The sequence below is a fragment of the Neomegalonema sp. genome, assembly GCF_028688855.1.
Lineage (GTDB): Bacteria > Pseudomonadota > Alphaproteobacteria > Rhodobacterales > Rhodobacteraceae > Neomegalonema.
In genome coordinates, this window is sequence record NZ_JAQTXI010000002.1 from 261718 (window position 1) to 287978 (window position 26261).

The window sequence follows — 26261 nt, forward strand, 5'->3', positions numbered from 1 at the left end:
CGCCCTTCGCGCTCATCAGACGCCGGAGCCCCGCGCGGGGCTCCGGCGTCTTCCGCTTTCAGCCTTCAGGCGGCTTCGCCCTCCTCCCGCTCCGGCTCGACTTCATCCCCTTCCTCCGGCTCCGTCCCCGCATAGGCGGGCTTGTTCATGGCCTTCTCGATCAGCGCCAGCAGTCTTTTGCGCCGATCCTCCATGAAGGCGTCGAAATCATCCGCGCGCAGGAGGCCCGGCGCGACGAGGTGAGAGGCCAGATAGCCGTCCAGATTGGCGGCTCTGATCGGCGGAGTCTCGGCGTCTCCCTGTTCGAGCTTCGCCAGATAGGCCGAAGGCGCGGCTCCGCCGATGCTGCGATTGGTCCGGAAGGACAGCGGCGTCTTGTTGATGATCGAGTCATAGATCTTGGCGTCGATCTTCCGGGCCTTGCACCAGTCCTGCGGGAAGATGTGGTGGATGTCGACGTTCTCTCCGAAGAAGACGGTGTGGTCGAAGCGCTGGCCGGAGCGGAAATCCTGCGCGCCCTCCTTCATCAGCAGCGCGTTCACCCCCTTGTAGGCGGCGGAGAGCCGCATGCGCATGGTCTTCAGGCGGTCGGCCCGGAAGATGGTTTCGCTGACCGCGCCGGGCTCCGGCCCGCCTTTCAGCCAGATCGGCGTCTCGATGAAATCCTGAGCGATCCTCGTCTCGACCGTCGAGCCGTAGAGCTCGCCGAACACGCCGCACCAGTACCATTGCGTCAGCTTGCTGCGGTTGGCTTCATGCTCCCAGGCCTCGCCGACATCCGCCAGGATCGCCGCCAGAGGCACGACCTGAGACTGGTAGGGCAGATCGAAGATCCGGTAGATGTGGAGCATGTGCAGGAATTTCGCCGCCCGGACGAACCCCTGCTCCACCTGGCCCTCATAGCGCCTGTAGGCTTCGAGCGGCAGATCCAGCAGCGCCTGACGATTGCCGGACACCGCAGGCAGCTCCTTGCCCTGCTTGCCCGCCGCTTCTGCGGCGCGCCTCTTCTCGCGGGTGTGGAACAGGGAGACGGCCTGAAGGAAATCCGTGTTGCCGACTCCCGCCAGAATGCCCGACGTGGCTCCCGCCGGACGCAGCATCTCGGCCAGACGCTGCTGACGACCGGGCGTGATCCCGTCGCCCAACCAGTCCTTGCGCAGCTCATGTCCGGATGCGGCGTACATCGCCGTGACCAGTTCGAAGGCGTCGAGCGGCTTGCCTCCGGTGTTCACCTTCTCGAAGACGACGCAGACGGCCTCCTTCGAGGTATGGTGGTCGAGGGCGATCACGGGAACGCGGTAGCTCTTGAAATTCTCGAGCACGTCGTTCTTGAACTGGCGGAAGAGCATCTTCTTTTCCGGATCGTCGCTCCAGTGATCGGTGAAGCCGTCCTGCCAGTTGTCCCAGTCGAAAACCTGGGCGACCGGAAACATCAGGGCCTCGTACTCCCCGGCCGGAGCAGAGAGATCAAGCCCTTTCTCGCGGCCGAAGGCGCCGCGTTCGATCCTGTCCTCGGGCAGGCCCAGAATGGCGGCCTCCCGCTCGACGGTTTCGTCCAGCGCCTTGCGGATGTCGATGTAGAACCACCGCTTGACCTTCTTCCTCTTCGGCGTGATGGTTTCGACCACCTGGCCGCGCAGGGTGACCTGATAGAGCGAGGTCATGCGCTGCTGTCCGTCGAGCAGCAGGGATTGCGGATTCGTCTCCCGAGCCTGAGCCGGCGCCCCCTCGATGGGGCGAGGCTTGAAATTCACCGCGCCGCCCGTGTCCAGGGACATCAGCGCCCCGACCGGAAAGGCGCGCGACACGGAGGCGATCAGACTCTTGATCCGCTCCTCGTCCCAGACCCAGCTTCTCTGGAAGTCGGGCAACTGGATGACGCCGCGACGGCATTCGTCAAGAAGGCGGTGGAGATCGACCGGATTGGTCTGAAATGTCGAGCCAGCCATTGATTTCATTCGGGAAGGCGTGGGGCGCCCGGCAGGAGACGGCGGCTCCCACGCAGACCGCCCGCCCGCGCCGCGCGGAGATGCGCGGCAGGCCTCCTCAGGCCCGGTTTTCAACCGAAAGTCAACCCGTCCCGAAGCTTCATCCCTGAGCTTCGGCGGCTCCGGCCGCCGAAGCGCCGGGCCGCCCCCGCCCGACCGTCTTCAGCGGGCGAGCAGCCGCTCGGCGAGTTCGAAATCCGCCAGGACGTCCACATCCACGGCGCGCTCCCAGGGAGTCGGCCAGGCGCGCACGCCCTCGGGCAGGAAGCTGCGCTCGCGCCGGAGCGTCTCGACCCGCAGCACGTAGCAGGCGCCCGTCAGCGCCGCCAGACTCCCCGAGCCGACGGCCTCCCCGAGCGCCTCGCGGTCGAAGCGCCCCTCGGCGTCGAGGCGGCCGTAATGATTGAGCGGCTTCTCCGCGAGGGTCACCGTCACGGCGGCCTCGGCGCCCTGATCCAGACAGAGCGACAGACAGCCCTCGATGTCCTCGGCGCTGCGCAGCGGCGAGGTCGGCTGGAGCAGCACGAGCCATTCGTAGCTCCGGCCTTCGGCCTCGCAGAAATCGATCGCATGCAGCGCCACGTCCACGCTGGAGGCCGCATCCGTCGCCAGATGCTCCGGACGCAGGAAAGGCGCTTCTCCGCCCGCCGCCCGCACCGCCTCGGCGATGGCGGGGTCGTCGGTGCTGAGGATCGTCCGGTCCAGACGCGGCGAGGCCAGAGCCGCCCGCACCGTATGGGCGATCATCGGAATCCCGCCCAGAGGCCGGATGTTCTTCCCCGGCAGACGCTTGGAGCCGCCCCGCGCCGGAATCAGCGCGAGCACCCCGCCCCGGCCCCGCTGCGCGTTCATGACAGATCCGCCCAGTTCAGGGCCTCGCCCTCGGCGAGGTCGCGGGCGAGCCTGCGGCCGACCACCTCGTCGATCATGGCCGGAGAAATCCCCGTCGCCGGACGCAGCGCCGCGAGATCGGCCTCCGCCACCGCTTCTCCGGCGGCCATGGCCCGCCGCAGACGCAGCCCCCGACGCGCCACGGCGCGCGTGTTCAGCTCGGCGGCCCTCGGCGACTTCACCCCGTCGCCGAGCGCGGCCTCGACGAAGCGCAGCTCCTCGATCAGGCGCTTGAGCTCGCCCGGCTCCAGAGAGGCGGCGTGATCGGGGCCCTCCATGCCGCGGTCGAGGGTGTAATGCTTCTCCAGCACGCACATGCCCAGCGCCCGCGCGGCCAGAGCCGCCGCCACGCCCAGCGAATGGTCGGAATAGCCGACCTGGCGTCCGAAGGCCTGACGGATGGCCGGAATGGCCTTCAGGTTGAGGTCCGCCGCCGCCGCCGGGTAATTGGAGGTGCAATGCAGCACCACCACGCCGGGGCATCCGCCCGCGTCCAGCTCGCGCAGGGCGCGTTCGATCTCGCCGAGCCCCGCCATGCCCGTCGAGAGGATCACGGGCCTGCCCAGCCGCGCGGCCTTGCGCAGGAAGGGAATGTTGTCGATCTCGCCCGAGGGCCATTTCAGCGCCGGAGGATCGAGGCTCGCCACGAAATCGAGGCTTCCGGCGTCGAAGGCGGTGGACATGAAGGCGATGTCCCGATCCCGGCAATGGGCGGCGAGCTTCTCGAACTGGGGAAAGCTCAGCTCCAGGGCCCGGAGCATCTCCATCTGTCCGCCGTCCTGGCCGGTGTTGCGGGCCTGATAGGCGGCCTTGCGCGCTTCGGCGGAGACGATCTCCCGGACCTGGAAGGTCTGGAACTTCACGGCGTCGGCGCCGGCCTCGGCGGCGGCGTCGATGAGCCGGAGCGCGAGGTCCATGTCGCCGTTATGGTTGACGCCCGCTTCCGCGATCACATAGCAGGGCGCGTCTTCGCCGATCTCGCGCGCGCCGAATTTCAGGGAGGTCATGGGTTCGCCCGTGTCGAATTCAGGGAGAGGGAGAGGCCCCGCCGCAGGGCGGGGCGCGGAGTCTTCAGGCGTCCTCAGCGACGCAGGGTCTTGCGGATGACGTCGACCACCCGCTCGAGCTGCGCCTCGGTGAGCGCCGTGCCCGAAGGCAGGCAGAGGCCCTGCTCGAACAGCCCGTCGCAGACCGATTCATTGTCGCCATGGCCGAAATAGCCGCGCCCCTCGAAGACGGGCTGACGATGCATCGGCTTCCAGAGCGGCCGCGATTCGATCTTCGCCGCCGTCAGGGCGGCCATGAGGTCCGCCGCCGCGACGCCGCCCGTCCGCCGGGGATCGAGCGTCATGGTCGAGAGCCAGCGGTTGGAGCGGCCGAAGGGCGCTTCGGGCATGAAGCTCAGGCCGTCGAGTCCGCCGAGGGCGGCCTCGTAGAAGGCGAAGACCCGGCGGCGCTGCTCCACGCGACGCTCCAGCAGCCGCAGCTGCCCCACGCCCACGCCCGCCAGGATGTTGCTCATCCGGTAATTGTAGCCGTAGACGCTGTGCTGGTAATGGGGGGCCGGATCGCGCGCCTGGGTCGAGAGGAAGCGGGCGCGGGCGATGGCCTCGACGTCGTCGGAGACCAGCGCCCCGCCGCCGGAGGTGGTGATGATCTTGTTGCCGTTGAAGGACACCACGCCGAAGGCGCCGATGGAGCCGCTCCTGCGGCCCTTGTAGTCGGCGCCGAGGGATTCGGCCGCGTCCTCGACCACGGGAACGCCATGGGCGGCGCAGATCTCCAGGATGGGGTCGTAGTCGGCGCTCTGGCCGTAGAGATTGGCGACGATCACCGCCCGGGGCTTGCGGCCCTCGCGGGCGGCGGCGGCGAAGGCGCGCTCAAGGGCGGCCGGAGACATGTTCCAGCTGTCGGGCTCGCTGTCGATGAAGACCGGCTCGGCCCACTGATAGAGCGCCGGAGCCACCGAAGCGATGAAGGTGAAGGAGGAGCAGAAGACCAGATCGCCCGGCTTCACGCCCAGCAGCGCCATGGAGAGATGCAGCGCCGCCGAACCGGAGCTGAGCGCCAGGGCGGCCTTCACGCCGAGAGAAGCGGCGATGTCCTTTTCAAAGCGCTCGACGTTGGGGCCGAGCGGCGCGATCCAGTTGGTGTCGAAGGCGTGGAGCGCGAGCTCCTCCTCCTCGCCGCCGACATGGGGCGGAGAGAGCAGGATGGGTTCGTCGCGCCGGTCGCGCCGGACCACCGAGGCCACGCGGCCCCGGGCGTCGACCACCGCGGCGAGGCGCAGATTGGCCGCGGCCATGGCCTTCTGGGCGGCCTCGGGAGGCTCGGCCGCGCCCACTCTGGCGAGGGCGCCGGGCGGCAGGGCGCTCAGGGGGGTTTCGTCGGAGAAGCCGGCGATCCTCATCCGGCGGACGGCCCGCTCGGTGATCTCGCGCAGGGGCTCGCCGTCCTCGCCGACCAGGATCAGGGCCTCTTCGCCCGAGGCGAGCATGCGGCGCAAGGCTTCCTGGAGAGTCGCAACCGAGGGGATGGTCAAGCCGTCGAACTGGGGCATCTGGAGCACGCCTTTGATGGAACGAGAGAGCAAATTCCGGACGGAGCCGCTTGTAGCACCGTTTTCAGAAAACTGCGTGTCTTCAGATGCCCCCCGCGAGAAATCCGCAGGAGGTCCCCCGATCCGGGACCAGGGCGGCCCGTCGCATGAAGATCCAGCGAAAACCGCGCCTTGAGCCGAGATCCGGCCCGCCGCGCGCCGCGGGGAACGCACGCCACGACCCTTCGCCGCACCCTTTCCTTCCGGATGGGGCTCGCGCGGAGCTGCGGCGGCTGGCGGCTCGGAGGCTGGTCCGGCGCGGCCTCGGGAATCTCCGGAGCGGCGCGCGCGGGGCGTCTCCCCGGCCTTGTCCGGGCGCGGCGCAGGCGACCCGGGCGATTGTCCCGACTTGAAACGACCGGACATCAACCGACTGAAAACAAAAGACGAAGCAGGATCTTGCGGCGTTTTCCGCAGCGCTGCGGATCGTCACAATTCCATTTCCCAAAGAAGCTCCCGCATATATGTTTCCCCGAGATCGGCGTCAGGATTCAGGACAAGGCTCCCGCCTGGAGAACCAGGCGGGCGCGGACGAACGCGGCGTGACTACAAATGAACCCGAAGGAATTTCCTGTTGATGGGGAAAAAGGATTTCAGACGTCGTTTCGACAAGCCTCCGGCATTCCCAGACACGCAGACCGCATCGGACGCCCTCAGACTCAGCATGAAGGACGCCCCCTTCGTGGAGCATCTCCCGGACAGCCTGTCCGGGAGCGGGTTCCGGTCGATCCGCCGGAAGCTGCTCGACGCCTGCGGCCTGCACAACCAGTTCCTCGGCGCCGAAAGATCCATCCTCCTGCTGCCGTTCAGGGAGAGCGGAGCGGCCCCCTTCCTGATCGTGACGCCCGGAGCGCGCCCTCCGCCGCCCCTGATCCAGAGCGCGGCGGGAGGCCTCGTGCAGGGCGGCGATCCGCTTCAGGAGGCCTTTCCCGCGCAGGCGCGCGTCGCGCGGTTCGACTCCAGCATCGGCCTCACCTATGAGCGGGGCGACCGGGACTACACCCGCGCCAACCTCTGGAGCGACCGCCTGAGCCGACGCCTGGAGCAGGATTTCAGCGCCCGCGAATCCGCCTATTTCGAACCCGTCCGCCGCCTGATCCGCTCCAGCGCCGCGCAGAACCTCGCGCTGAACAGCCAGCTGCTCCAGCTGACCCGGGAGACGCGTCAGGGAGAGCCGGTGGTGATCGTCGCCGGAGAACGCGACTGGCGTCCTCTGGCGGACGCGCTCCTCAGAGCGGGGATGGGCGACGCGGGCCTCGCGGTGCTGCTGTGCGGCGCGCATGGGATGGACAATCTGCGGATGGCCTGGTGCGCCTTTCAGGACCGGATCCAGGGCCTCTGGGGAGGCTCGTTCCGGTCCGCCTCCAGCCTGGCCGGGACCGCCGCGCTCCTGAAGCCCGACCCCCTTCCCGAGGACAGTCTGAATCTGGTGGCGGCGGATCTGCGCAATCCGGAGGAAGGGCGCTGGGCGCCTGCGGCTCTGGCCATTCTGGAGGGGCTGACCCTTCAGGACGAACCCTGCGTCCTGGCTCCGCAGGAGCCTCTGAGGCGCCGGTGGCGGCGCTGGTTCTCCCGACGGCGGCGCCCCTTCGAGGGAACGCATGAGGCGGCCTCTCCGTTCATGCCGGTCCGGCCGCCCCGGACGCCCCTGTGGCTGCGGCCCTCTCTGGAGAGGATCTTCGAGGATTTCCGGACGGAGGAGGATGCGGGAGCCTTCCTGCTGGAGGCTTCGCGACGGATGTTCGCGGAATGGCCGCGGGCTCTGGCGGCGGGCGAGGCCGTGGAGGCCTGGTGCGCGCGGGATCTGCGTCGGCGGGTCTATTGCGTCCCGGGCAACGGGCGCCTTCTGGGGATGACGGCGGCCCTCGCCGCCCGACGGGCCGGCGCGACGAGCGTCGAGGTGCAGACCCTTCTGGTCAGCCGGTCTCCGCGCTACGATTCTCCGCTGGCGACGCATGTGGCCTGTCTCGACCGGCATCAGCGGGCGATCTACGTCGAGCACATGGGGCATGATCCGGAGCGGGTCGTGGTGGTGGGCTCGATCCTGGAGGCCGCGCTGATGCAGAAGCGCAGGGCTCGGGCGCGGAAGGACGACGGGGCCCGGGAGGACGGGGCTCCGGAGGGCGCGCCGATCCTGCTCTATCCGACGCAGGGGCTGCATCATCTGGACGCTCTGGCCCTGTCGTTTCTCCATGCCGCGCATCTTGAAGACATGGGCTGGGAGATCGTCGTGACGACCCATCCCTCGATGAGCGCGCAGACCCGGAAGGACATCGAGCGGAAGCTGGGGCGGAAGGTCTTCCGGAACAGGAAATCGGACGACGTGTTGAACAATCCCGACCTCAAGGCTGTCTGCACCTTGTTCAGCAATGTCGGCTATAGCGCGGCCTTGCGGGGGATCCCCGTCCTGAGGCTGAACATGGACGAGAACATCACGACCGATTTCCCTTCGATGGGCTTCGCGCATGACGTCGACAGGATCGAGGATCTGCAGCGGATGCTTTCGGACATCCCCGCCCTGCAGCAGAGGAATGCGGAATACATGAAGGAGTTCAGGAGCACCAATCCCGAGCTGTTCGATGGCCTGGCTCTGGAGCGCATCCTGAACATCCGATGATCCGCACAGGGTCGGATCCCTGACGAGGACCGGCTCCGCCGATCTCATCCTTTCATCAGACGCCCGCATGAACCGGGGAAGGCGGAGGCCTTTCCGGAGCGTCTGGCTGCGCCTCGGGGATCGTCCGGCGCATGCGTCGGGCGGCGCCGGATCTGTGGACGACAGGCTTCATCATCGGCGGGGCGCCTCCGGGCTCTCCTTGTCGGCGGTTTCCTCGACAAGGTTTCCTTGCGGGAAGCGGAAAAAGGCCCTCAAATCGGATTCCTCCGAGCTTGCCTCATTTCAAAGGTGAACCCACGAACCCGCCGAGGAAGGAAACATGACCGCAATCATCGACTTTCTGAACAATATCTTCTGGGGCTACGTCCTGATCTACGGACTGATCGCCGTCGGAATCTATTTCACCATCCGCCTCCGTTTCCTGCAGGTCGTGCATTTCGGCGAGATGATCCGTTCGATCGCCGCCGCTCCCGCGACGGATCGACAGGGAATCTCGCCCTTTCAGGCGCTCTGCACCAGCCTCGCTTCGCGGGTGGGCACCGGCAACATCGCCGGAGTCGCCGTCGCGCTGGTGCTCGGCGGGCCGGGCGCCATCTTCTGGATGTGGGTCGTGGCCTTCGTCGGCATGGCGACGGCCTATTCGGAATCCACTCTGGCGCAGCTTTACAAGGTCAAGGACGCCAGCGACGCCGACGCGGTCTATCGCGGCGGCCCGGCCTTCTACATCGCGCGCGGATTGGGCCTGCCCTGGCTGGGCGGAGTTTTCTCCGTCTGTCTGATCCTGTCTTTCGGCCTGGTCTTCAACGCGGTCCAGGCCAACTCCATCGCCGACGCCATGGAGGGCGCCTTCGGTCTGCCCAAGATCGCGACCGGAGTCGCCCTCGCCGCGCTGACGGCCGTCGTGATCTTCGGCGGCATCCGGCAGATCGCGTCGGTCGCCTCCTATGTCGTTCCGTTCATGGCGGCGCTTTATCTGCTGATGGCGATCATCGTCGTGATCATGAACATCGGCGAGGTGCCGGGCATGCTCTGGCACATCGTCGCGAACGCCTTCGGCCTTTCCGAAGCGGCGGGCGGCATCGCGGGAGGCGTCGCGGCGGCCATGCTGAACGGCGTCAAGCGCGGGCTGTTCTCCAACGAGGCGGGCATGGGCTCGGCGCCCAACATCGCCGCCGCGGCCACGCCCAATCCGCATCATCCCTCGAGTCAGGGCTTCGTGCAGGCCTTCGGCGTCTTCATCGACACGATTCTGGTCTGCACCGCCACGGCGCTGATGATCCTTCTCGCGGAGGTCTATGTTCCCGGAGGCGAGCTGACGGGCACGCAGCTGACGCAGGCGTCTCTGGCGGAGCATGTCGGGGCGATTGGTCCGATCTTCGTCGCGATCGCGATCTTCTTCTTCGCCTTCACCTCGATCATCGGGAATTACGCCTATTCCGAGATGGCGTTGTCCTTTCTCGGAGTCGGGACCAAGACCGGACTGATGGCGCTGCGGGGACTTGTGCTGATCATGGTGATCTGGGGAGCGCTTCAGGCGGTGGCGACGGTCTTCAACCTGGCCGACGCCTCCATGGGTCTGATGGCCACGATCAATCTGATCGCCATCCTTGCGCTTTCGGGAACGGTCGTGGCTCTGACGCGCAATTATTTCGAGCAGCGCAAGGCCGGAGTGGAGCCGAAATTCCACGCCGCCGAACATCCCGAGATCGCGAAAGGCGTCGATCGGGAGATCTGGAAATGAACGCCTGACTGCGATCTGACAGGCGCGAGTCTTCATCAGCCTTGGCGCTCCTCCGCTTTGTGAAGCGCCTTGGCGACCTGCCCCTCATCCCTTCCGCCGAGAAGAGGGGAACGATGGATGAGCAGCAGGCCGGGTCCGATCGTTTCCTGGCGCGCAGATGGAGGCCCCGCATTGCAGGGACCGCACAAGCGCTCGATCAAGACATAGTCGATGCAGAAGTCCGCCTGCAGCCTGGGCATCCTGAATGGATCACACCCACGAGGCCCATCGGCATTCCGCCCCCGACATGCAACTCCCAGAGGAAGTTCATCAGAGACCAGAAGCGCTCGCCGGTTGCCCGCTCGAACGGGGAAATTCTCCGGTCTCCAATCGTGCTGAAGCGCTCATGCTCGAGAATTCCCTTCTCGACGCTCTCCCCCTACATGCGCGCGCCCTGCGTCAAGAGCCAAGGGCGGAATTCATGACCTCATGACGCTTCGGGCCCAGAAAGGGAGACCAATCTTGCGCCATGGATCCCGTCCAAACCGCCTCGCCATGACGATTCATAGCCTGGAAATATGCGCTCTGGTCCAACCCTGGACGCAGAACGCAGGTGCAGGGCGCAGCCAGAAAACCAAATCGGATCAATCGATCTCAATGACCCGGAAGTTGTTCCGCTTCAGAAATCTGCTCCTCACATGCTCCGGATGATGGGGTGAAAGGCTGTTTGGGAGGCAGGATCAAGGGGGTGCGGGAGGCGCGTCGGTCTGCATGAGGCTTCGGCGCGAAATTTCGGCGTAAGCCTCAGCCGCCTCGAAGACCTCCAGCGCGCTCGACTTATGGCTCCGCGCCTTCTGGAGCAGCCCTATGCTTTCCCTCCGCCAAGCATTTTTCCGGAGAGCGCTCCTAAGGTTGTTCTGCGTATGCGCCCAGTTTCCGGGAACGCGATCGCAGGTGAATTTCTGCAGGACGGCGCGATAGGCATCCACAGCTTCCTCCAGACGCTCCGTTTCGCCCTCGTGCTCCCCAAGGCGAGCAAATCCGCTTCCGAGGCGCATCTGCATCAACGCTCAGTCGAGAGGAAAGCGCTTGCGGGGCGCGAGCACCAACGCCCGGTCGGAAGGAGCGATCCCGCCTCCAGAGATTCATTGCGCCCGAACTGCTCGCCACCCTATGCTCTGTTATCATTTATATTTGTTATGCTGTGGCTTTCCTCGAATTTTGAGGGCGATGGATGGTTACGGATGAACACAGGGAGGTTCTTGAGCCTCTGATCCAAGCCTGCCGTCCGCATACGAGGCGCCTGAACCCTCACCTGCGCCGGACGATCTCCCAGGCGTCACGCGAAGGGGAGAAATGGCGCTCCATCCCTGTGGAGCTTGGGCCTCGGTGGATGGCGGGGCAGACCTTCATCCGCTGGTCGCGGCCTGGGGTCTGAGAGAAGCTTCTGGCGCTGGTTCAGAAGCGGCGGGGCGTGGAGTTGGGCATGTCCTCTGGATGGGACCAGTCTTCGCGTTCACTCCAAAGCCGCTGGAGCGAGGGAAAGGGGGGATCAGGAGCGGAGCGAGGTCACCGGCAAGCGCCTGACCGCTCTTGTGGAGGCTATGGGACCAAGGCTTGCGTGATCGCCGACGCCGCTCGGCGCTATAGCAGCCATGAATTTCGACAGCAGATCCGCGACCTCGGAGCCGCCCCAGCCATTCCCACACGCAGCAATGAGGCTCCCGCCGCCTGTCCGGACTGGACCTCTCTCAACCGCAACAGGGGCGTGGAGTGTTCTGCGTTTGACCGGCGAGCTGGCTCTGTGTTTTTGTCTTTGAAGAAGTCCCTCGGGGAGCGCATCTTGAGGGCGGAATGGGGATGGATCTCGTTGTCATCCTCGATCCATCCGGGAATTTGGCCGAGCGCCGTTCTGGCGTCCGGCATCGGATTCACCCGCAGATCATCCCGCTTGAAGGTCTTCACGAAGGCCTCGGTCCTGCCGTTGGACTGCGGGCTCCTGACCGGCGTGAGCAGGGAATGAGGTTCAGGGTCGCGGCGAAGGCCTGAGGCTCTCCGGCGACATGATGGCTTCCATCATCGGAGAGATGCTCGACGGGCTTTGGGGCTCTGAGCGCCCCGAAACGGCCTCCCGCATGAGGTCCCGAAGATCCGAACCGCTGATCCCCGAGCTGCCGAGGGCGGTGAAGGCGATGGCCTCCCGATCGAAGGCGTCGATGACGAAGGCCATGCGGATGACTTCGCCGTTCCAGCAGGCGAACTCCAGAGCATCCGAACACCAGCGCAGGTTCGAGCCCCCGACCATGACCTCGCCGTCATGGAGGCGTGCCTTGGACGCCGAACCCTGCAGGGCTCCAGAAGCAGCCGGTCCTGCTCCATGATCCGGGTGACCCGCTTGCGCTTGACGAGGGGGCGTCCCTGCCGGGTCAACTCCCTGCTCAGCAAGGCCGCCATGCGCTGACCGCCACAGGTCGGGCGCTCGTCGATCAGGCGGCGGATCAACGGAGCCGTCTCTTCGTCTTGCGCTTCCCGACAGGGGCCGCGGATTTTGCGAGGCGCGCCGCTTCTTTGCGCCAGATTCGATCGGGCCACGCCCAGCGCCGCGGCCACTCGCGTCATCAGGAAACGCCAATTTTATTGCGACTTGACACTTCTCCGATGAGGGGCGGGGATCCGCTTGGCGAGCTTTGCAGAGGCCGCGCCTGAAGGGGCGCGCCGAGGCGACAAGTCAGGATCGCGCGCTTCCGCAGGGAGGGGCGCGACCTTGCTTCCGGGGCCGAGCGCAAATCCTGTCTGATCATGATCTTGTCGATCAGCGGCGCAATGTTTCTTGCAGCCTCGCCGATGCTGGAAATCGCCTCTTGAAAGTCGAACCGACCACTCCCCTCGCCTTCAGGATTGGAGGTCGACGTCAATTGGGAACGGGCCGCCAGATTTCGTAAAGGACATCGCCGAAGGCTCTATGTCTCAAGGATCTCTGCACATAGATTCTCAGGGCCTTGCGAACATTCTGGATCCTCTTGATCCTGAAATCGCCGCTCGCCCTGGCGCCTTCATGCTCGACCGCAAGCACGCCGAGGATCTCTTTCGGAAGATCGTCGTTCAGGCGAAACACAAGCGTCTCGCGAGCATGCCAATCGGCGTCGCCCGCATCCGGGACGTAATCCGTGACAGAGCTCTCGTGGATCAGGCGTCTCACGCGCGAGGGCACAAGATCTATATATTGGCGGAAAGGGTCGGGATAGGGCGTCGAAGGGCGATAGATCGTTGACGCATAGCCGCGAAAATGGATTCGGCCTCCGTCCCGCACCAGGGCGTGCGGACTGAAATCACACTCCATGAGGCCGGATTTCGCCGCGTAATCCAGGCGCACAGCACGTCTGCCGACACAGGCGGCGTAGAGGCGCTGGAACACGTCGGGATCCGGCTCGCTGAAGCCGAAGGCGGAAACCTCCTCCAGAGGAGGCCCGAAGCGGGGCTTTTCGCCCGAGGATTCCGCCAGGCGACGCTCGCCGCGGATCACGTCCAGCAAGGCCGAGGCCGAAGTCGGCGCGAATTTCAATCCCTCCGCCGTGTCGGCGAAGGTCTTGCCCCGTCCCCCGCGCATCAGGGCGCCGGGATGCTGCTCCTCATAATCCTTGATGATGGTCCGTTGCACCTGACTGCGCGTCTTGCCCAGAAGGGCCGCCAGTCGCCCGGCGCTCAGGCGACCCTCCCAGTAAGCCAGATATTCGATCGCAAAATAATCCATCCTAAAATTCTATTTCATGTTCTTTTTCGACACAACTCGATACCGCTTTACATGATTGACCTCCGCGCGTTTTCAACATCTGATCAGCCATCAGACGCGCTCGGAGGTTGCAATGAGAATCAGAATTGATTTCAAGGGATGTGTTCAGCATGTCTCCTATGTCGACAGCATGAACGCGGCTCTCGTGGCTGGCCTCACCGAGGCCGGCCTGACCTCCGAACAGGTCGTCGGCGAGCAGGCCTACCCCTGGACCTTCGGCATGGAGGCCTTTTCGGCTCCGGGCCGCAAGCGTCGCGTGCGCTCCGTCGTGGTTTCTTCGCCGCATCCGGCCTTCGCCGAGGTTCTGCCCCGGCTGGACGCCGCCAAGGTGAAGGTCAGATCCTGCAACGGCGACGTGATCGACGGCGCCGAAGCCCGCATCCTGCCATGCGACGATCTCGCTCCGGGCGCCGATGAAATCATGATCGGCTTCATCAGTCCCTTCATCCTGCCCGCCGCCAAGGAAGGGAAGAGCAAGACCCGCTTTCATGAGGAATTGCCCGTCGAGGAGGCTCCGGCCGCGCTCAAGGCCGGTCTCGACCGCAGAGCCGGGCGGGAGCTTGCCCTCGAGATCGTCATCGACCCTCTCACGGCGCGCACCGACGGCCGCAAGAAGCATCTGATCCATATTCGCCGTTTTCCGAACGGACGCAGCATGATCCTGCCGGGCTTCGCCGCGCCCATGACCCTTCGGGGCGCGCCCGAGGACGTCCGTTTCGCCTATCTGGCGGGCTTCGGCGCCAAGACCCGAGCGGGCAACGGCTGCCCCGCGCTGATGTCGTGAGGCCGCCATGCTGACGCATTCCCGAGACCTTTTCGATTCCTTCATGGACATCGTCGTCCGCAACGGAGCCTTCAGCTCGGCCGAACGCGATTTCCAGCAGGGCCCCCTCTCCGAGAAGGCCGCCAGGGAAGTGGCCTCCGGCAAGCGGATCGACCCCCGGACTCCCTGGCTTTGCCGCATCTCCGGCAAGGGCGGTCATGTGGAGGGCGAGGCTTTTGAAAAGCGCAAGCTCTTCCGCAACGTCAGTCTGCTTGATCATCTCGTTTCGGTCGCGCGCGGAGCGGCGGTCTTCGCGGAGCTGGATCTGCGCGCCGCTGGTGTGCCGGAAGACCAGATCCGCAGGCGCGTCGCCCGCCAGATCGCGGTCGGCTTCCTCCATGACGCCGACAAGATGCTGAACAAAAGCCGGATCGATCAGTTGACGGTTCAGGATGTGGCGGAGCTGGCGACGCGTTATCGCGTCGACGCCTTCCTGAAGGAAGCCGGGGTCGAGCTTCGCCCGGAGGATCTTCTCTCGATGATCCATGCGGTGGAGGTCAGCCGCAGCAATCTGACCGCGCCGGGCATGAGCCTGCTCTCCAACGAGGAGCAGAAGGATTGCCTCTATGCGCGCCTGGCGGACCGCATGGAGAGCAAATTCCTCAAAAGCCCGAATGGCGTGAGGGACATGCTGGAGGAATGGACCTCCTTCGAGGGCCTGCGCGCGAAATCAGCTTGGGGCGGCTGGCGGGTGGTCCATCTGCGCTCGGCCCATACGCCTTTCCTGCTGAACCAGCTCCAGCGCGGATTGTCCGCAGCCGTTCAGGAGCTGGCGGGCATGCCTCCGCTCCTCGAGATCCATCATGACGGCGAATTGCTCGCCCTGATCCCTGAGGCCTTCGCCGAAGCCGCCATGGAGCAGGGAATCTCCCGGGCGACGGGGCGTCTGCGGCTCAAGATGCGCGTGATGACCAATCCGCGCGGCACGCGCAACATCCTCGACGGCGGCGCAGGGGTTCAGGATCTGCTGGAGGTGCTGCGTCTCAATCCGGATGAGGCCTCGAAGGCGCTGTTCGTCCATGTGGATCTCCTCACCGGCCCGGATTCCCTGCGCGATCCCATCGACGAACTGTTGATCCCGCTCGGCCTGCCGACGAATTACGCCGGTCTGGAGAAATTCGCCGGCAAGCATTATCAGCCCTGGCCGACGCGCGGCGGTTCTCTGGATGAGCAGGAGGTCAAGCGTCGCGGTCACGCCGCGGCTCTGGCCGTCGGCCTCGGCTGCGAGGAGCCTGCGGAGAAACGCCTCGCCGAACGCACGCCGGACTCCGCCCGCCGCGAATCCGAACTTCTCGCCCTGCTGGAGACCGAAGGCCATGCCCCGCCCGAATGGCTGAGCGCGCTGGAGCATAGGCTCAGCCGTCAGACTTTGCTCGCGGGCTGGGCGGCGGGTCTCGCCGGAGAGGATGAAGGACTTTCGGACAGGATCTTTGCAGAAGACGGCCTCCTGAATCTCTGGCTCCGCGGCGACGGAGCCGAAAGGGCCGGACTTCTGGAGAAGATCGGCGATCCCGGCGCGGCCCTCGCCGGGGCCGCGACGACCTGGTTGCGCGCCGCCATGACCCGCCGCTTCCTCTCGGCGGATGAGAACGCCCCCGGCCGCTGCCATTTCACCAATACGCCGGTCGGCCTCGACGCCGAGATCGACGCCAGATCCGGCCTCGACGGGCTGAAGGTCAGCGCCTTCTCGGGCCGCGAGGGGCGTCCGGAGTTCTTCGACCGGACGAAATCCCAGACTCTGGTTTCGGCGCCCGCCGCCGCCGAGCATCGTCTGCGCTCGCTGCTGGGCGAAGGGCGCGGCGGGGGCGACGTCCCGGCCTATGTCTCCACGCCGACGATGATGGGGCTCTTCGCCAGCCTCAACATGGAGGCCGATCAGGATTTCCTCCAGATCGATCATTACGACCTCGCGCGGCTGGAGCCCAAACCCGGCAAGGAGGTCTATCCCGAGACCCAGACTTACGGCCAGAGGGTGATGTTCGCCCGCCATGTCTCCATTCCGCCCAGGACGGCGGACGCCCTCAAGCTGGCGCGGATGATGATGCAGGCGGCCTTGCGTCTGGGGCGCCCGGTGCATGTCTTCAAGGGCCTGCCCACGCCGAACAACGCCTATGTCCATTTCGACTTCCTGCCCGGCGCGATCGAGCGGGGGATGGGCGGCGCCTCGCTGCGTCTGGAGCAGATTCCCGACGCCCTGCGCCTGCTCGGCCTGATCGAAGAGATGGCCGACGCCCCCAATCTCGGACTTGAACTCGCCTTGCGCTTCGCCGATCCGGCCACCCGTTTCGCCGCGGCCTGCGAGGCGCTCGCCGCCCTCAACCGCATGCCGGAGGACAAGCTCAAGATGAGCCCCCTCCCGCAACCCCTGAGACATTTCGTGAGGAGCCCCGACATCCCCATGACCCAAAGCGACGAACTTCTGATCGACTACGCCCGGTCGATGACCCGGATCCAGACCGCCCCCAAACGGGACGCCAGCAATTCCGAACGGAGCCTCGGGCTGCGGATCGCTCTGGAGGCCATCGACGAATGCGCCGACATCGGCCAGACCGGGTCGGAGAGCCTCAAGGCCGGAATCGCCGGAAAGCTGGAGGAGGAGTTCGAACGCTCCTCGCGGCTGGCCTGGAGAGGCAAGGAGAGAGGCCTCGCCTTCCCGCGCAAGGCCGCCATGGAGACGGCGACGCTCTTCGTCGAGCGCCTCTGGCCCGAGGTGTTCAAGAACCGCCAGCCCGCCGCCAAGGCCCGGCGCATCTCTCTGGCGATCTATCAGGTCGCCTTCGACAACGAATCCTATCGTCCGCGCGCCAGACCCCTCGACGAGGAGGCCCAGGAGGCCGCCGCGAGCGACGACCGGAAAACCCCTGCGGAGCACAACTGATGACCCTCGACGCGATCAAACCCTATCTCGGCGGCCTCGACTCGCTGCTTTCCATGACCGTCGGCGACGAGAAGGGCAAGAGCTACGCCCAGCCTGCGTTGAAGAACCTCGGCTCGGCGGTTCTGGTGGTCCTGCGCGAGGTGATCTCGCCCGCCTCCTTCCGCAACGCCGAGGCGGAGATCACCGACATCGACTCCAACGGCCGCCGTCACGCCCGCGCCGTCGCCAACAAGTTCAAGTTCGGCGAGCGCGCCCGCGGCCTGCAGGTGCTGCGCTATTTCGAGGCGGGCGGCGCCTCGGCCCAGAACAAGACCGCCTTCGTGGGCAAGGAGAAGCCTTCCGCCCGCTTCGACCTGAACACGCTGGTCTTCGGCGACAGCGCCAATCACGGCTCGAAGGTCCTGCCGGTGAAGGCCGCCGCGCAATATTCCGACGCCGTGTCGGTCCAGCCCTATGGCGATTGCGTGGACAGCACCTTCCATAACCGCGCCTCCGAAGACGGCTCCCTCTTCGACGCCCAGAGCAAGGCGAATTCGACCAACATCTTCGAGCGCCATTTCCTGCGGCCTGGAACGCTGCTGCTCCAGACCATCGCCTTCAACGGCAAGACCGCTCCGCCGGAAGCTGTGGAGCATCTGCTCCTGAGCCTCGGTCTGGCGGGCGCCTATGGCGGCGCGACCTCGATCTACGGCGTGAACGTGCGCAATCATCCGCTCGGGATCTTCGCCGGGCGATTCGAGCGCGATCTGAGCAGCCCTTATGTCGCCATCGACCGGCTTTACCAGCAGGGCGTCGATCCTGACGACGTGGCCGCCGTCTCCAGAGCGCTCACGGAGGCCTGTCGCGCGGCCTGGCCGGTCGAGATCCCCGGCGAGGCGATCCTCGCGGCGCAAAAGGATCTGATCGCGCGGCTCGAAGCCGACGACCCCGCCCTGCGCGGCGCCTACAAGGCGACCGCCGGGAAGGTCGGGGCCTATTTCGACGCCTGGTTCGAGGGAGTTTGAGGATGGGCGCGCCGGTCGCGACTCCGGTTCGGGCCGTCTCGCTGACCCCGTTCCATTATCACAGCCTTGCGGTTCCTTCGGGAACCGCGACCCTCTCCAGCTATCTGGCCGACCGCTCCATGTCCTATGCGCTGGCGGGAGCCATGGGCGCTCTGGCGGCTTCGGCGGCCCTGCCGCAAAAGGATTACCGGCGCGATCTGGAGGCCCTGCCCTGGCTCTGCTCGGCCTTCGAGGCGCAGAATCCCCGCTTGCTGCCGCCCATCGGCAAACGGCTGAATCTCGATACGGAAGGCGGCTATCAGAAAAGGCTGATGGACGCGACCGGAACCGGGAACCTCAAGACCTGGTTCTATATTCAGGAGGTTCCGCCGGGCGTCGTCTATGAGGGCGCGGTCTTCGGCCCCGATCCCTTCAGGCTGGCCTCGGAGGTCGAGGGACGCAAGGTGGAGAGCCTCGTCCTGCGCACGGGACGCCATCTCGGCGGCCTGATCGAACTGCGCCGCGCTCCGGAAATCGAAGCCGCCCGCCTGAATCTCCATACGGCGAAGCTCTTCGGCGCGGCGGTCGAGGCGATGGAGGTCGACGTCTTCGCGCTTTACGACATCCAGCTCACGGCGCCGATGAAACTGGCGGAGGCGGCTGCGGTCGTCGGTTCATGGCGGAGCTTCCAGACGGGAGCCTCCGCATGACCGAAGCCTTCTCCTTCGTCATTCCGCGCCATGCGGTCCCTTCCGATCCGCAGACCGGGCTTTCTCCGCTTCAGGCGCGCATGATCGAAGAAAAGGCTTCCGTGCGGATCTTCTCCGCGCCCACGGGCGCGGGCAAGAGCTACGCCTTCCAGAAGGCCATGCGCGAGCGCAATGCGCGCATCCTCTTCATCGTCCCGACGCGGCGTCTGGCGCAGAACCTCATGGAGGGGCTGCTGGGGGATCTGCTCGACGCGGGCCTGAGCAAGGAGGAGGCTCAGGCGCGGGTCTTCCTCTGGACCTCCGACGGGCGCAAGGCCCATGAGGAGGCGAATCCCGAAGTGAGGTTCCGGGATCTGCGCATCCGTCAGATCCGCAGCGAGATCCGCCCGGATCTCGCCCCCGAGGGGCTCGGCTTCATGATCTTCGCGACGCCGGAGAGCGTGGCCTGGTATCTGCTGAACCCCGGCCTCCGCAAGGACGGGCAGGATCCGGAGAATCCCTTCGACCTTCTGCGCCTGGATCATGTCGTCTTCGACGAGTTCCACAGCATCGACGCACGCGGCATGGGGTTGTCCTGCGGCTTGGCGGCCATCGCCAGCCGCATGGGGCGCACGGCGAAGATCACCTTCCTCTCCGCCACGCCCATCGACGTCCGGACCACCCTGACGGGCTTCGGAATCGAGGCCTCCGCCATCGTGACGGCTCAGGAGACGGTCGTGACCGGCGGGCCGGAGGCGACTCCGGCCATGCGCGCCCTGCATGGCGACGTCCGGGTGAGGCTGGAGCCGGGAACGGATCTCCCGAGCCTGCTGGAGGCGCACAAGCCGCGCATCCTCGAAACCCTCGCGCGGGGCGACGACGGGTTTCAGGTGGTGGTGATCTACGACTCCATTCGTCAGTTGCTGCAGGACAAGCAGGCTCTGGCCGCCTGGTTCGACTCCATCGGCGTCCGGCAGGAGGAGCGTCTCTCCATCAATTCCTCCGACGACAGCGTCGAGCGCGATATGGACGGCTTCTTCACCATCGGCCGCCAGACCGATCCGCGCAAGTTCAAGGTTCTGGTCGCCACCTCCAGCGTCGAGATGGGCGTGACCTTCAAGGCCGGGCTGATCCTCATGGAGCCCGGACATGACGCATGCTCCTTCGTGCAAAGGCTCGGGCGGGCGGCGCGCGGCGACATCCCCGGAGAAGTCGTCGTGCTGCTCAATGAAAGAGCTCTGGGGCGTTCGGGTCAGGCCTGGCTGCGGCATCTGCCCAAGCTGCTCGCCGAGGAGGGCGAGCGCATTTCCGTGGATCGTTTCACGGATCTCGTCCTGAAGGCGATCCGCGCGCGTTTCGACGCCAGGCCGGAGGATCTGGCCGCCGACCGGATCGAAAGAGATGGAAGCTTCAGGTCCATGCCGGAATCCGCGATCTGGGGGGCTGGGCTCTTCTGGGCGGCTCTGGAGCAGAGCGCGCATTACAAGGGTCTTGGGGGCGCGCTTGAAAACTTTCGCCCGCAACATGCGGCGGAGATCAAAAAGCGCCTCGATCCCATGCTGAAAAGCCGCTGGAACTTCACGAAGGCCTGGGCGCAGGCTTTCCTGAATGAGGCGAAAAAGCTGCGGATGATCCTGCCCAAGGTGACGCTGGTCGAGCCGAGCGGCAAGAGCAAATCCATCCCCTGGCAGCTTTACGTTGATACGGAGGAATTGCGGCGCTCTCCGGCTATCCTTGACGAGAAAGGGGGCGTGAGGGTCCATGTCTCGCGGCCCATCGTCCTGATCGAAGGCGCGCTTGGCGGCCAGCGCGTGGAGCGTCATGAAGAGGCCCTCTTCCCGCATAAGGGGGCGCGCGTCACCCTGCCGCTCAAGGACATCGCCACCCATTGGAGACGGGCCGCCGCTGGGGATATCGGCGAGCCAGGCCTCTCCTCGGACAAGGAGATCGCGCTCTTGAGCGCCATCACGCTGGTCAACCGCACGCAGATCGTCCCTTTCATCCAGCAAGACGGAGCCGAGGATGGCCCAAGCGTCATCCTCTGACCTCGGCGACTGGGCGGCGCCTATCCGCGCCTTCGTCGCGCTGGTGGAGGCCCATGATCTGCACGGGCTCTTGTTCCAGCATCTGGATCTCTGCGAAAGGCGCGCCTGGCTGCATCTGCAACGCGTGGATTACGCCCACCTTGAGGAGCGCATGAAGCTCGGCGCCGTGGCGCATGAACTGCATCGACCGCGCGACCGCTCCGTCGAGGGACTGATGGGCCTCGCGCCCGACCGGATCGACTGGGCGGGTCGCGAAGTGATCGAGGCGAAGGGTTCGGCGGGGGCGCGACGGGCGGTCTCCATGCAGACGCTCTTCTACGCGCTGCTGCTCATGGCCGCCACGGGCCGCCGGTGGTCGGCGGCGAACGAGATCGTCGGCGGACGCAAGAAGCTGCCGGTCGCGGTGGGGCCGGAGGAGATCGCGCGCATGCTGGAGATGGCCCGGCGTCTGGAGGAATTGACGCGAACGCCTTTGGCGCCTCCCGCGGCGCGCAAGTCGATCTGCGAGTCCTGCTCCTATCGCTTTCTCTGCGGGTTCGCCTGATGGAGACGCTGTATCTCACCAGGGACGTCAAGCTCTCCCGCGAGCATTCGACGCTGCTCATCCTCACGGCCTCCGGCGCGCGGCGTCGGGCGCCCATCGAGGGGCTGAAACATGTGATCGTGGCGGGCGAGGCTCATCTGACCACGGCGGTTCTGGGGCTCTGCGGACGCAACGGCGTGCGGGTGACGGTGCTGGACTGGCATGGGAACGTCGTCGGCTGCTTCGAGCCGAAAGGCTCTCCGGCTTCAGGGCGCGTGCGGCTGCTTCAGGCCGCGGCGGCGCTGGATCCGGACAGAAGGATGCGTTTCGCCCGAGCCTTCGTGACCGGCGCGGCGCGCAACATTCTGGTCAATCTGAAATATCGCAGCTATCGCGGCAATCGGGCTCTGGATGGCGCAGTCGCCTCCATCGAAAAGCTTTCGGAGCGCATCCCCTCCGCTGAGAGCGCCGAAAGCCTCATGGGGATCGAAGGCCAGATCCGCGCCTTCTATTACGAGGCCTGGCCGCTGATCGACGAAGCTCTGGCTTTCGGTCCACGCAGGCGGCGGCCGCCCAACAATCCGGTCAATTGCCTGATTTCCTGGTTCAACGGGCTGGCCTACGCCCTGACGCGCAACGAGATCGCCAAGACCCATCTGGATGATTGCGTCTCCTTCCTCCACGCGACGCGAGAGGCGCGGTCTTCTCTGGCTCTGGACCTCTCCGAAATCTTCAAGCCGGCCATCTGCGACACGCTGATTTTCGAGGCGGTCCTGCGCGGCCTGATCAAGCCGGAATGGTTCCATGAGGAGGAGGGAGTCTGCCGCCTGTCCGAGCGCGGCCGCGTGGAGACCCTGGAGCTTTGGGTGCGCAAGACGGAGGAGCGCGTGCAGGGCGAGGCTTCGTTCCGGGAGATCCTGCGTCAGGAGGCCCTTGCGCTGGAGCGGGATCTTCTGGGGATCGACGAATACAAGCCCTGGAGGCGCCGGATCTGATGTTTCTCGTGATCACCTACGACGTGCCGTCCGAGCGCACCGAGATCTACAAGAAGCTGCTGGTGAAGTTCCTGACTCATGAGCAGAATTCGGTTTTCGCGGGAGATCTGACGGACTCTCGATATCGCAAGCTGCGCGCCGCTCTGGTGAGGGTCGCGGAGCCTGGCGATCGCCTCCTGCAGTTTCAGACGGCCAATCGGCATAATCTGCGGGCTGTGTCTCTGGTGAAGAACGAGGGGAATGGGGCTCTGGAGGAGAAGGAGCTCTTGCACCATTCCATGGGCTCGCTGATACTCTGACTACGCTGGCTCATCGTGCGTAGGGCTTGGGGGCGCGTAGTGGAAAGAGCGGGATTCCAGAGTTTCCCTGTGCTTTGCCGACGCCTGTTTTCAGGCTTGCTCATTGAAATGTGGAGGGTCCCGTCACCCCATGAGGGGTTAGGAGGTGCGCAACCTGAGCATGGGCGCTCCGGGCGTCGTCGTCCCGTCACCCCATGAGGGGTTAGGAGCGCAGCGGCGCCGGGCGTCTGTCGCCCGAGGAAGCCGGTCCCGTCACCCCATGAGGGGTTAGGAGTCGGCGCTGAACGCCGAGGCCAAGGGTCACCGCGAGGCGTCCCGTCACCCCATGAGGGGTTAGGAGAAAGACGACGAAGCCCGCCGCGCTCGCGAGATCACGCGTCCCGTCACCCCATGAGGGGTTAGGAGCCCGCCGTGTCGCGCGACTCCACGGTCGAAATGGCCGCGTCCCGTCACCCCATGAGGGGTTAGGAGATCCTGAAAGCCGCCTCGGCGCCGACGAACTGCCGCCGGTCCCGTCACCCCATGAGGGGTTAGGAGCTCATCGGTCGCCTCGGCGCCGATCCCGAGATCCGCAAGTCCCGTCACCCCATGAGGGGTTAGGAGGCCCTGACCGAGCTTTTCCACGAGCGCGACGTGATGGTCCCGTCACCCCATGAGGGGTTAGGAGTCCGTCGGCGGCGTCCTCTGCGAGCCGCATGGCGGCTGTCCCGTCACCCCATGAGGGGTTAGGAGATCGGCTATAAGGGGCTTGTCGATCTTGCGCGGCGCTGTCCCGTCACCCCATGAGGGGTTAGGAGTTCTCGGGGGCGGCGGGTCATCCCTCGCCCTCCAGCTCGGGTCCCGTCACCCCATGAGGGGTTAGGAGGCCTGTTCGAGGGCTGCGGCGACGATGACGACGCCTGGTCCCGTCACCCCATGAGGGGTTAGGAGGACGCCTGAGCATCGCCACCGCTCTGGGCGAGATGGTCCCGTCACCCCATGAGGGGTTAGGAGCGGCCAGCGTCTGCGCCTGCGCGATCAGCAGGCCGCCGGTCCCGTCACCCCATGAGGGGTTAGGAGTGCGCCTGAATGCGCGCCAGAGCCTCGGCGTCGTAGCGTCCCGTCACCCCATGAGGGGTTAGGAGATGGTCCGTTCAGCCTCCGACGAGTCCTCGCGCCTTGTCCCGTCACCCCATGAGGGGTTAGGAGTTGGGAAAGGCGATGCTCGCGGGCGTGGCGAGAAGATGTCCCGTCACCCCATGAGGGGTTAGGAGCGCCCCCGCTGGTTCGTCCTCGAAAACGTCGCTGGCGTCCCGTCACCCCATGAGGGGTTAGGAGACCGCCGTCGGACTGGGCGTGGCCTATCTGGCGACCCGGTCCCGTCACCCCATGAGGGGTTAGGAGTTCGCCGAAGGCGTTCTCGTCGAAGAAGGGGAAGACGGTCCCGTCACCCCATGAGGGGTTAGGAGCGCACCCGGAGACGCTCGCCAGCGCCCGAGAACTCGGGTCCCGTCACCCCATGAGGGGTTAGGAGGATCTCGTGCAGGGCAAGACAGGCGCGCGGCTCTACGCGTCCCGTCACCCCATGAGGGGTTAGGAGTGTGACCTGGTTTCTCGGGGGGCGTCATTGCCTCCCCGTCCCGTCACCCCATGAGGGGTTAGGAGACGTCTATCTCCCGAAGCGCCCTGGCCAGACGCGCGGCGGTCCCGTCACCCCATGAGGGGTTAGGAGCTGAGGAGGTCTAGGGAAATGTCCTCCTCGCGGCGCGTCCCGTCACCCCATGAGGGGTTAGGAGATGAATCTGGCCGTGGTTCCCGAAGGCGGGCTGGATCGTCCCGTCACCCCATGAGGGGTTAGGAGGGGTTCGAGGTAACGCTCCGCCATGGGTTTCATGACCAGTCCCGTCACCCCATGAGGGGTTAGGAGAGGAATGGCGGCGTGCCCCTGAGCGAAGGCCACCCGCCAGAGCCGGTCCCGTCACCCCATGAGGGGTTAGGAGAGGAATCCTTCTCGAAGGTCAGGCGCAGCAAAGGGCCGCGTCCCGTCACCCCATGAGGGGTTAGGAGTCCGCCGCCTCGGCTATGGAGACCCAGCCGCTCGCCTGTCCCGTCACCCCATGAGGGGTTAGGAGGGAGGCCATGCGCGCCGCCGCCCTCGCGCGGGCGCAGAGTCCCGTCACCCCATGAGGGGTTAGGAGGTCGGGGGCTTCGCGTCCGCGGTCGGCTGCTGATGGAGAGTCCCGTCACCCCATGAGGGGTTAGGAGATGGCGATCACCTCTTGTGCATTGTGCCTTTCGGCGGAGTCCCGTCACCCCATGAGGGGTTAGGAGTCGGCGGGCCCGGCGCAGATGGAGCGCATGGCGAAGCACGTCCCGTCACCCCATGAGGGGTTAGGAGGCCGACGACATGCCAGGATACGGCACGGCAGACGTTGCGTCCCGTCACCCCATGAGGGGTTAGGAGGACGCCGAAGCCCGGCTCAAGGCGTTCCGAGAGGCTTCGGGTCCCGTCACCCCATGAGGGGTTAGGAGGAGAAAGTGAGAGACGCGGAATGACCGAAAAGACGAGTCCCGTCACCCCATGAGGGGTTAGGAGGCCGCCGCATTGGCCCGGCTCCGGGCTCTTGACGGCGAGTCCCGTCACCCCATGAGGGGTTAGGAGCCAAGCCCAGGGCTCGGCGTCCGGAAGCGGCGCGGCAGTCCCGTCACCCCATGAGGGGTTAGGAGACCGTCTCTCTGGGTGGGGCGAGCTACAGGCTCCGCCCGTCCCGTCACCCCATGAGGGGTTAGGAGCGGGTCGGCCTGCGCGATGGTCCAGACGTCCTCGACGTCCCGTCACCCCATGAGGGGTTAGGAGATGAGAACGCCCAGAACGGCTTGCTCCGCCTCCGTGTGTCCCGTCACCCCATGAGGGGTTAGGAGTTCGCTCATCATTTCCCCCACCCGCCGCGGGCGGCGGTGTCCCGTCACCCCATGAGGGGTTAGGAGGGCGACTCCCCCTTCGCGCATCCGTCCGGCCCGCCAGGTCCCGTCACCCCATGAGGGGTTAGGAGCGTGCTCATGGCTGAAAACCTCTATGCCGTCGGCGGGTCCCGTCACCCCATGAGGGGTTAGGAGGCGGACGGCTGGATGATGGAGCACCCCCTCGGCCAGAGTCCCGTCACCCCATGAGGGGTTAGGAGACGCTTCCGAAGGGCCTTGAACCGCTGCGCGAGCGCGTCCCGTCACCCCATGAGGGGTTAGGAGGAGGATCTTCAGTCTGGGGATGGCCTTCTCCGCCGCCTGTCCCGTCACCCCATGAGGGGTTAGGAGGAGGACGACCCCAAACCGTTATGCATTGATGAGATTTCTTTACCCTGCGCACTAAATCCAAACACCACTGATAATTATCGGCAAAGCATGAAATAGCCAATATATCCGGCTTTTGTCCTACTATTTCTTC

Annotated in this window: 15 protein-coding genes, 2 pseudogenes and 1 CRISPR repeat array; of the genes and pseudogenes, 11 read left to right on the forward strand and 6 right to left on the reverse strand. The window is 65.8% G+C overall.

What is annotated here, in order from left to right; genetic code table 11:
• Positions 1–65 precede the first annotated feature (65 nt).
• From PHN62_RS02650 to PHN62_RS02665, 4 genes are all read right to left on the reverse strand, one after another.
• Positions 66–1949, reverse strand: a complete 1884-nt coding sequence (locus tag PHN62_RS02650) for a DUF262 domain-containing protein (protein ID WP_300145905.1) — start codon at positions 1947–1949, stop codon at positions 66–68.
• Between the two features lie 201 nt (positions 1950–2150).
• Positions 2151–2840, reverse strand: coding sequence for an acylneuraminate cytidylyltransferase family protein (locus PHN62_RS02655; RefSeq protein WP_300145909.1), 690 nt, complete (start codon positions 2838–2840; stop codon positions 2151–2153).
• The gene (neuB, locus tag PHN62_RS02660) at positions 2837–3886 is read right to left on the reverse strand and encodes an N-acetylneuraminate synthase (protein WP_300145911.1); all 1050 of its coding nucleotides are present in this window, start codon (positions 3884–3886) and stop codon (positions 2837–2839) included. The genes PHN62_RS02655 and neuB overlap by 4 nt, the downstream gene beginning before the upstream one ends.
• 74 nt (positions 3887–3960) lie before the next feature.
• Positions 3961–5439 carry a DegT/DnrJ/EryC1/StrS family aminotransferase gene (locus tag PHN62_RS02665; protein ID WP_300145913.1) on the reverse strand — a complete coding sequence of 493 codons (1479 nt, stop codon included), beginning with the start codon at positions 5437–5439 and terminating at the stop codon, positions 3961–3963.
• Between the two features lie 703 nt (positions 5440–6142).
• Here PHN62_RS02665 and PHN62_RS02670 point away from each other — a divergent pair.
• The 3 genes and pseudogenes from PHN62_RS02670 to PHN62_RS02680 all read left to right on the forward strand — a co-directional run.
• Complete coding sequence (locus PHN62_RS02670; RefSeq protein ID WP_300145916.1) at positions 6143–8095, forward strand: hypothetical protein; 1953 nt, start codon at positions 6143–6145, stop codon at positions 8093–8095.
• 319 nt (positions 8096–8414) lie between these two features.
• A complete protein-coding gene (locus PHN62_RS02675; RefSeq protein WP_300145919.1) occupies positions 8415–9836 on the forward strand; it encodes a sodium:alanine symporter family protein in 1422 nt (473 codons plus the stop codon).
• 1213 nt (positions 9837–11049) lie between these two features.
• Positions 11050–11577: pseudogene (locus PHN62_RS02680) on the forward strand (IS5/IS1182 family transposase); the annotation flags it as partial.
• A gap of 44 nt (positions 11578–11621) precedes the next feature.
• On the opposite strand, the pseudogene PHN62_RS02685 reads toward PHN62_RS02680, so the two are convergent.
• Both PHN62_RS02685 and PHN62_RS02690 read right to left on the reverse strand, forming a co-directional pair.
• Positions 11622–12443 (reverse strand): annotated as a pseudogene (locus tag PHN62_RS02685) (integrase core domain-containing protein); the annotation flags it as partial.
• A 283-nt stretch (positions 12444–12726) separates the two neighbouring features.
• Complete coding sequence (locus tag PHN62_RS02690; RefSeq protein ID WP_300145922.1) at positions 12727–13566, reverse strand: hypothetical protein; 840 nt, start codon at positions 13564–13566, stop codon at positions 12727–12729.
• A gap of 112 nt (positions 13567–13678) precedes the next feature.
• On the opposite strand from PHN62_RS02690, the gene PHN62_RS02695 reads away from it, so the two are divergent.
• The 8 genes from PHN62_RS02695 to cas2 are packed head-to-tail and all read left to right on the forward strand — an operon-like array spanning position 13679 to position 22840.
• On the forward strand, positions 13679–14389 hold the full coding sequence (locus tag PHN62_RS02695; RefSeq protein WP_300145925.1) for a CRISPR-associated endoribonuclease Cas6: 711 nt from the start codon (positions 13679–13681) through the stop codon (positions 14387–14389).
• A 7-nt stretch (positions 14390–14396) separates the two neighbouring features.
• On the forward strand, positions 14397–17306 hold the full coding sequence (locus tag PHN62_RS02700) for a hypothetical protein (protein ID WP_300145927.1): 2910 nt from the start codon (positions 14397–14399) through the stop codon (positions 17304–17306).
• Entirely contained in the window at positions 17306–18310 is a 1005-nt protein-coding gene (cas7d, locus tag PHN62_RS02705) for a type I-D CRISPR-associated protein Cas7/Csc2 (protein WP_300145930.1), read from the forward strand. The genes PHN62_RS02700 and cas7d overlap by 1 nt, the downstream gene beginning before the upstream one ends.
• Positions 18311–18312: 2 nt before the next feature.
• The gene (locus PHN62_RS02710; protein ID WP_300145933.1) at positions 18313–18999 is read left to right on the forward strand and encodes a hypothetical protein; all 687 of its coding nucleotides are present in this window, start codon (positions 18313–18315) and stop codon (positions 18997–18999) included.
• Positions 18996–21023: a DEAD/DEAH box helicase gene (locus PHN62_RS02715; protein WP_300145935.1), complete on the forward strand. Its 2028-nt coding sequence runs from the start codon at positions 18996–18998 to the stop codon at positions 21021–21023. The genes PHN62_RS02710 and PHN62_RS02715 overlap by 4 nt, the downstream gene beginning before the upstream one ends.
• Complete coding sequence (locus tag PHN62_RS02720) at positions 21001–21567, forward strand: Dna2/Cas4 domain-containing protein (RefSeq protein WP_300145938.1); 567 nt, start codon at positions 21001–21003, stop codon at positions 21565–21567. Before PHN62_RS02715 ends, PHN62_RS02720 begins: the two co-directional genes overlap by 23 nt.
• Positions 21567–22541: a CRISPR-associated endonuclease Cas1 gene (gene cas1, locus PHN62_RS02725; protein WP_300145940.1), complete on the forward strand. Its 975-nt coding sequence runs from the start codon at positions 21567–21569 to the stop codon at positions 22539–22541. Before PHN62_RS02720 ends, cas1 begins: the two co-directional genes overlap by 1 nt.
• Positions 22541–22840 (forward strand): CRISPR-associated endonuclease Cas2, encoded by a 300-nt coding sequence (gene cas2, locus PHN62_RS02730; protein WP_300145943.1) that lies wholly within the window; start codon positions 22541–22543, stop codon positions 22838–22840. The genes cas1 and cas2 overlap by 1 nt, the downstream gene beginning before the upstream one ends.
• Before the next feature lie 117 nt (positions 22841–22957).
• Positions 22958–26131: direct repeats of the CRISPR family, unit length 28 nt; unit sequence GTCCCGTCACCCCATGAGGGGTTAGGAG.
• Positions 26132–26261: the final 130 nt, after the last annotated feature.

What these genes read in the sequence shown, in the direction of transcription:
- PHN62_RS02670 (WP_300145916.1), top strand. Translation starts at nt 6,143, where the DNA reads ATGAAGGACGCCCCCTTCGTGGAGCATCTCCCGGACAGCCTGTCCGGG.
- cas2 (WP_300145943.1), top strand. Translation starts at nt 22,541, where the DNA reads ATGTTTCTCGTGATCACCTACGACGTGCCGTCCGAGCGCACCGAGATC.
- PHN62_RS02665 (WP_300145913.1), bottom strand. Translation starts at nt 5,439, where the DNA reads ATGCCCCAGTTCGACGGCTTGACCATCCCCTCGGTTGCGACTCTCCAG.
- PHN62_RS02720 (WP_300145938.1), top strand. Translation starts at nt 21,001, where the DNA reads ATGGCCCAAGCGTCATCCTCTGACCTCGGCGACTGGGCGGCGCCTATC.
- PHN62_RS02655 (WP_300145909.1), bottom strand. Translation starts at nt 2,840, where the DNA reads ATGAACGCGCAGCGGGGCCGGGGCGGGGTGCTCGCGCTGATTCCGGCG.
- PHN62_RS02675 (WP_300145919.1), top strand. Translation starts at nt 8,415, where the DNA reads ATGACCGCAATCATCGACTTTCTGAACAATATCTTCTGGGGCTACGTC.
- PHN62_RS02700 (WP_300145927.1), top strand. Translation starts at nt 14,397, where the DNA reads ATGCTGACGCATTCCCGAGACCTTTTCGATTCCTTCATGGACATCGTC.
- PHN62_RS02710 (WP_300145933.1), top strand. Translation starts at nt 18,313, where the DNA reads ATGGGCGCGCCGGTCGCGACTCCGGTTCGGGCCGTCTCGCTGACCCCG.
- cas1 (WP_300145940.1), top strand. Translation starts at nt 21,567, where the DNA reads ATGGAGACGCTGTATCTCACCAGGGACGTCAAGCTCTCCCGCGAGCAT.
- PHN62_RS02715 (WP_300145935.1), top strand. Translation starts at nt 18,996, where the DNA reads ATGACCGAAGCCTTCTCCTTCGTCATTCCGCGCCATGCGGTCCCTTCC.
- PHN62_RS02690 (WP_300145922.1), bottom strand. Translation starts at nt 13,566, where the DNA reads ATGGATTATTTTGCGATCGAATATCTGGCTTACTGGGAGGGTCGCCTG.
- neuB (WP_300145911.1), bottom strand. Translation starts at nt 3,886, where the DNA reads ATGACCTCCCTGAAATTCGGCGCGCGCGAGATCGGCGAAGACGCGCCC.
- PHN62_RS02650 (WP_300145905.1), bottom strand. Translation starts at nt 1,949, where the DNA reads ATGGCTGGCTCGACATTTCAGACCAATCCGGTCGATCTCCACCGCCTT.
- cas7d (WP_300145930.1), top strand. Translation starts at nt 17,306, where the DNA reads ATGACCCTCGACGCGATCAAACCCTATCTCGGCGGCCTCGACTCGCTG.
- PHN62_RS02695 (WP_300145925.1), top strand. Translation starts at nt 13,679, where the DNA reads ATGAGAATCAGAATTGATTTCAAGGGATGTGTTCAGCATGTCTCCTAT.